Origin of the sequence: Candidatus Cardinium sp. cByotN1 (assembly GCF_022810525.1) — a bacterium.
In the GTDB taxonomy this organism is placed as follows: domain Bacteria; phylum Bacteroidota; class Bacteroidia; order Cytophagales; family Amoebophilaceae; genus Cardinium.
In genome coordinates, this window is record NZ_JAACGG010000047.1 from 1 (window position 1) to 6,350 (window position 6,350).

The window sequence follows — 6,350 nt, forward strand, 5'->3', positions numbered from 1 at the left end:
TTGTCCACTTTTTGATCAAGCAAAAAGCGAAATAAAAAAACTTTTTACTAGGTTTCCGTTCACCACTATGGCTTATGTTAGGAAAAAAACGCGCACATGGAAAAAAGTGCGATCAGAAAGCGCAGTTTACAGTTGAAAAGAAAAACAGTTGCCGGGATAGATTGCAGGGAGGTTCCTGTTTTTCCAGCTGTAAGGGGCACTTTCCGCAACTTTTTACCAGCGCTTGATTTTTTGCTTACTTTTTTATCAAGAAAAAAGTAAGATAAAAATACTTATAATCAAATAAAAATAATTATAAATTCCTTAAGTTGACGCCATTGCGTGAACGGATACATATCTATTAAGTAGACGCTATTAGCTGAATAGCCACCAATAATCTGATCTAAAAATACGCTCTCTTCTTTTGAGACTTTTGTTATATAGTCGTCACAACAGCCAAAATTTGAGTTAGGAAGCAAAACCTATATAAAAACAACGATAGACACGAAAGGACCCTATACAATGCTTGGCCAAGGGCTAAAAAGTATTATATTTGTTTGCTGCATAATATTTGGAGCAAATTTGCTTGAATGTAAAATTCAACCTGCTCTAAAGTAGGATAAATAATTAAGTTACTTAGAAAATAACAATTTCTATAGTGACTAACTACCGGGTATAGCTCCCTTGAAATCAACACTTAATTAAATGTATAAAATGCAAGGAAAGTACACATTTTCAATGATTAAACCTGACGCTGTTCGTGCCAATCATATTGGCTCTATTCTTGCTATGATAGAAAAAGCAGGTTTCTCTATCATAGCCATGTCTATGCTGCAGTTACCCCAAATCGTTGCAGCGAATTTTTATGTAGTACATTCGGATCGTCCTTTTTATAAAGACTTATGTAGCTTCATTGCTTCGGGCCCTATAGTGGCTATGGTATTAGAAAAAGATAATGCAGTTGTAGATCTACGCAAACTAATGGGCGCTACCAATCCAGCAGAAGCAGTTGAGGGTACTATTAGAAAAGCATTTGCTACTTCTATCGATTACAATGCAATTCATGGATCAGACTCAGATCAAACAGCTGCCTCTGAAATTTCATTTTTCTTTCCTAGCCGTAAGCTTCTTGTAAAGCAACCAGCTACCCTATAGTGTTGCTATGTTCAAAGGCTTTTAAGCTTAATTTTTGCTTGACTAAAAAGTAGACAAAAAACCCAATTCCTGAGTAAGTTGTTACAATGATCTCTTCCAGCTATTTATAGCGGGTCTTTGGTCTTTATTCTGCATGCCTACTACAGTGCTTCTAAGAAATTGGATAGTATACAGTTTCTTTTGTAGGCCTATGTCCGTGGGTGAGAGCTGAATAGAAACTTTGCTTGTCATATCAGAAGCTAGTAAATCATGGATAGAGTACTAGGCTCTTTCTTAATTTGATATCATTTACTAAACAAATCGCTTGACTCTTTATTTGAAGAAATGAACTGAGTGTTTCACGTGAAACATTTTTAAATCTATGTTGCTTGAATACGATATTATTGTAGTAGGGGGTGGCCATGCGGGTTGTGAAGCGGCTACAGCTGCTTCTAAGCTAGGTGCTAAGGTTTTGCTGATCACTATGAACTTACAGACAATTGGGCAAATGTCTTGTAATCCAGCTATGGGAGGAATCGCCAAAGGGCAGCTTATTCGAGAAATAGATGCCTTGGGGGGATTTTCTGGCATCATAGCAGATCAATCGACCATCCAGTTTAGAATGTTAAACACCTCAAAGGGGCCAGCGATGTGGAGTCCTCGGACTCAAAATGATCGTAGGTTATTCTCGGAGTGTTGGAAAAGGGCACTTGAATCATTGCCTAATTTAGATTTTTGGCAAGATATGGTGGTCTCATTATTGGTAGAAAAGGGAATAGTAAGAGGTGTTCAAACTGCACTAGGTATTACGATAAAGAGCCAAGCAGTTATTTTAACCAATGGAACATTTTTAAATGGAATCATTCATATTGGTGCAAAGAAAATGGCCGGTGGTCGTTCTGCAGAACGAGCTGCCACGGGTATTACTGAACAACTCAAAACCCTGGGTTTTCAAACAGGTAGAATGAAAACAGGCACCTCTCCTCGTGTAGATAGCAGAACATTAGATTATACGAAAATGGAGGAACAGCCAGGTGATCGGCTACCAGGCAAGTTTTCGTTTTTAGATACAACCCCTCTTACTCAACAAAAAAGTTGCTATATTACTTATACTAACCCAATAGTCCACAATCTTATTAAAGATAATTTAGCAGATATCCCCATCTATAATGGTCAAATTCAAAGCACGGGTCCTCGTTATTGTCCTTCCATAGAAGATAAGGTGCATAGGTTTTCAGATAAAGAGCGGCATCAAATTTTTGTGGAACCAGAAGGCTGGCATACTATTCAAGTATATGTCAATGGATTATCTACTTCATTGCCAGAAGCCATTCAATTCAAGATGTTAAGGGCTATAGTTGGCTTTGAAAAAGCAAAAATGATATGCCCTGGTTATGCCATTGAATATGATTATTTCCCTCCTACCCAATTACACTATACACTAGAGACTCAATTGATTCAAAATCTTTACTTTGCAGGCCAAATCAATGGCACTACTGGTTATGAAGAAGCTGCCTGTCAAGGATTAATGGCAGGGATCAATGCCTATAGAAAAATTAATGGATTGAGCCCAGTCGTATTTAAAAGGTCTCAGGCCTATATTGGCGTTTTAATAGATGATTTAGTAGGCAAGGGTACTGAAGAACCCTATCGAATGTTTACTTCTCGGGCTGAGTTTCGGATTTTACTCAGACAAGATAATGCAGACCTCCGCTTAACAGAATCGGGACATGCTATAGGATTGGCTAGTGATGAACGACTTCAAAAAGTATATAAAAAGAAAGAAGAGATGGCATCTGTTTTTGATTTTTTAAAGCAATGGAAAATACAACCATCGATTATTAACCCAATATTAGCCACAGTAGGTACAAGCTTAGTAGATGAAGTACAATCTTCTTATACATTACTAAAGAGGCCAGAAGTTGACCTTAACAGCCTGCTTTTATTAGATAAACAGGAAAGCAATGTATTATCTACTTATGAAGCAGAAATCCTTGAACAAGTCATCATTCAGATTAAATATGAAAGTTATTTTCTCAAAGAAAAGGAACTGGTAGAGAAAATAGAACGATTGGAACATTATACCATTCCAAGTGATTTTGATTATTTAGCGCTAAAAGCACTCTCTGCAGAAGCATTAGAAAAACTTCAAAAGAAAAGACCTGCTACCTTGGGGCAAGCTTCGCGGATTAGTGGTGTACGTCCAGCTGATATTTCTATTTTAATGGTCTACTTAGGAAGATAATAGATAATAAGGTTTCTAAGAAGCCTTCTGCAAGGTTTATCCATAAAAAGTACCCTTTGTGTAGCCCATTGTCCTAATACCACGTACGAAAATACAACCCGTTTAGTATCCTTTACAAGGATACTTTTTGATATATTTTTATTTTTTCATAGATTGGAGAAGCAGCACAATATTAATGTAATATTCCTATTGTAATAAGATCAGTTTATAGCTTGATTGTCAGTGTGTTATTTAGTACTCTAGTACTAGATTCCTTGCGAAACCTTATTGTTGCTGGTAATTTGCACGTCAATCCGGTGCGTCAATCTTTACGTACATGCTAATTACGTTCTGATTTTGCCCTTCGTGTCTCTTATAAATTGCGCAGCATACCTAGTTCACAATCATGCTATCGTTTTATTTCAAATAGATCTGATTAGTTTAAAATTTATGCGAATAAATCGCAATGTTTATGGGAAAAATCGTAGCGATTGTCAATCAGAAAGGTGGTGTTGGTAAAACAACTACTGCTATAAACCTGGCAGCAAGTCTTGCTATATTAGAAAAAAAAACTTTGCTTATTGATATTGATCCACAAGCAAATGCAACTTCTGGTGTAGGTATTAAGCCCGAAGAAGTCGAACATAGCATCTACGAGTGTATTGTGGAAGCAGTAGATCCTAAACTATTAATTCAATCAACTAGTATAGCTAATCTGGATCTTTTACCCTCTCATATCAACTTAGTTGGTGCAGAAGTAGAAATGGTAAACTTTCAGAATAGAGAAGGCCGTATCAGAGAAGCCTTAAAAGCTATAAGGCCAACTTACGATTATATCGTAGTAGATTGTGCGCCCTCTTTAGGTTTGATTACCATCAATGCACTAACGGCTGCAGATTCTTTAATTATACCGGTTCAGTGTGAATATTTTGCATTAGAGGGGCTAGGCAAGCTTTTAAATACAACTAAAATTATTCAATCTCGTTTAAATCCTAACTTAGAAATAGAAGGCATATTAATGACCATGTATGATGCTAGGCTTCGCCTAGCCAACCAAATTGTAGCAGAAGTCAAGAAACATTTTCAAAGCATGGTATTTGAAACCATTATTCCAAGAAATATTAAGCTAAGTGAAGCACCAAGCTTTGGGATGCCTGCTATTATTTATGATGCCGATAGTAAAGGAGCCGTTAGCTACCTTAGCCTTGCTGAAGAGATTACTAGTAGAGATAAGCAATAATGTAAATGATGAAACTATGCAGCCTACAAAAGGAAATCGTGTTCTAGGTCGAGGCCTAAGTGCCCTATTGCAGGGAGCACATTCAGAAGCATCTTTTGATACTACTGAACGTTTTTTTAAAATGATCAAGATTTCATCCATTGCCATCAATCCTTTTCAACCTCGCCAAGACTTTAACCAGGAAACGCTAAATGAATTAAGCGAATCGATAAAATTACATGGCATTATACAGCCACTTACCGTTCGAAAAGTAGGTAATCAGACCTATCAGTTAATAGCTGGAGAGCGACGCCTACGTGCCGCTACATTAGCAGGGTTAGAAGAGGTACCAAGTTATATACGTACCACAGATGATCTGCATATGCTAGAGATAGCACTTATTGAAAACATTCAACGTGATTCCTTAAATGCGATTGAAATTGCACTTAGTTACCAACGTTTACTAACAGATTGTAAACTAACACAAGAGGCATTAGCCGAACGCATTGGTAAAGATAGGACAACGGTTAATAATTACCTTCGGTTACTTAAATTGCCTCCTGATATTCAAATTGCGCTTCGAGACCAAAAAATTTCCATGGGTCATGCCAGGGCACTAATTAATCTTCAAACACCCGAAACACAGTTAAGCTTATTGAAAAAAATCCTAGAAGAGACGCTTTCCGTACGAGAAGTAGAAAAACTAGTGCAAGGGCTAGCGACTACTAGCCATTTAAAAAAGCCAACCGTTAAAACACAACTTAATCCTGCGTTTACAGCAAGGTTAAAAGATACAACTACACAACTGAGGCAACAGTTTAATACAAAAGTAATTATAAAAGCAGATGCGAAAAAACAAGGAGAAATTAAAATTATATTTGATTCTGAAGAAGAACTAAAAAGAATTGTGGCTATTATTTCGAATACAAAATAAGATATGAAACTGCGCTATAATTTTTTTTTAATCATGGTAGGGGCTCTATATTTGCCTGGTCTTGTTCAGGCCAAGGTTACACTGCCGAGTAAGCCGCTCTTACACAATATGCCTCAGCTGCCTAGGTTGCTAGATGGTCCTACAGAAAACAGGCTTAATGCGCCCTCTTCTAGTAATAGTAAGGTAGATCAACAGGTCGCTGAAATAACCTTGTTGCATAAGGCAATGCGTGCACAAGCTATGGTACAACGTTCTTGGATTAGTTCGATGGTAGTACCTGGTTTAGGGCAAGTCTACAATAAAGATTATTGGAAAGTACCCTGCTTTTATTTAGGCTTTGTGATAGTCTGCTCTAGGATCTATTTAGAACATGAAGAGATGAATAAACACAAACGAACTTTGCTTCTTACAGATCATCTCACCAAGCCCAATGATGCATTTACCCAAAAACGTATTAAAGAATGCGAGCGTACCCGAAATCTGTTTGCTATAATTGCAGCTGCTTGGTACTTATTAAATGTATTTGATGCTTATGCCGGAGGGCATGACCGAACGGTTAATTTTAAAAATGATATTGGGACCAATTCTATTGTAAAACCAGCTGTTGCTGCTGTTAAATAGAGGCTGTTGTAATAAGGTTTTAAGCTTTGTTATAAACAATTGTTTTTATTGCTAGATAACGCAGGTATCTATTCACCACTATGGCAGCGTACGTAAAGAAAAAAATGCCCCTTGTAAAATAGTTTCGATCAGCAAGCAGCCCTCACAGCTGAAATTGAAAAACAGCCTGTTTGAAGCCCGCGAAGCGGGCGAGTTCTGTTTTTCCAGCTGTTAGGGCTGCTTTCAGCAACTTTTTACTG

General features: G+C 37.4%; 5 protein-coding genes. All 5 read left to right on the forward strand.

What is annotated here, in order from left to right; genetic code table 11:
• Nucleotides 1-693: 693 nt before the first annotated feature.
• The 5 genes from ndk to MUW73_RS01480 all read left to right on the forward strand — a co-directional run bounded on the left by ndk (nucleotide 694) and on the right by MUW73_RS01480 (nucleotide 6,111).
• Nucleotides 694-1,134 carry a nucleoside-diphosphate kinase gene (ndk, locus tag MUW73_RS01460; protein WP_262914879.1) on the forward strand — a complete coding sequence of 147 codons (441 nt, stop codon included), beginning with the start codon at nucleotides 694-696 and terminating at the stop codon, nucleotides 1,132-1,134.
• A gap of 361 nt (nucleotides 1,135-1,495) precedes the next feature.
• Nucleotides 1,496-3,358 carry a tRNA uridine-5-carboxymethylaminomethyl(34) synthesis enzyme MnmG gene (gene mnmG / locus MUW73_RS01465; RefSeq protein ID WP_243018642.1) on the forward strand — a complete coding sequence of 621 codons (1,863 nt, stop codon included), beginning with the start codon at nucleotides 1,496-1,498 and terminating at the stop codon, nucleotides 3,356-3,358.
• A 451-nt stretch (nucleotides 3,359-3,809) separates the two neighbouring features.
• Nucleotides 3,810-4,577, forward strand: a complete 768-nt coding sequence (locus MUW73_RS01470) for a ParA family protein (RefSeq protein WP_243018643.1) — start codon at nucleotides 3,810-3,812, stop codon at nucleotides 4,575-4,577.
• A complete protein-coding gene (locus MUW73_RS01475; RefSeq protein ID WP_306668678.1) occupies nucleotides 4,543-5,490 on the forward strand; it encodes a ParB/RepB/Spo0J family partition protein in 948 nt (315 codons plus the stop codon). Before MUW73_RS01470 ends, MUW73_RS01475 begins: the two co-directional genes overlap by 35 nt.
• Before the next feature lie 3 nt (nucleotides 5,491-5,493).
• Nucleotides 5,494-6,111: a DUF5683 domain-containing protein gene (locus MUW73_RS01480; RefSeq protein ID WP_243018644.1), complete on the forward strand. Its 618-nt coding sequence runs from the start codon at nucleotides 5,494-5,496 to the stop codon at nucleotides 6,109-6,111.
• The last annotated feature ends 239 nt before the right edge of the window (nucleotides 6,112-6,350 follow it).

Bases quoted from the DNA above. Each gene is read 5' to 3' on its own strand.
- ndk (WP_262914879.1), top strand. From the start codon at position 694: ATGCAAGGAAAGTACACATTTTCAATGATTAAACCTGACGCTGTTCGT.
- mnmG (WP_243018642.1), top strand. From the start codon at position 1,496: ATGTTGCTTGAATACGATATTATTGTAGTAGGGGGTGGCCATGCGGGT.
- MUW73_RS01470 (WP_243018643.1), top strand. From the start codon at position 3,810: ATGGGAAAAATCGTAGCGATTGTCAATCAGAAAGGTGGTGTTGGTAAA.
- MUW73_RS01480 (WP_243018644.1), top strand. From the start codon at position 5,494: ATGAAACTGCGCTATAATTTTTTTTTAATCATGGTAGGGGCTCTATAT.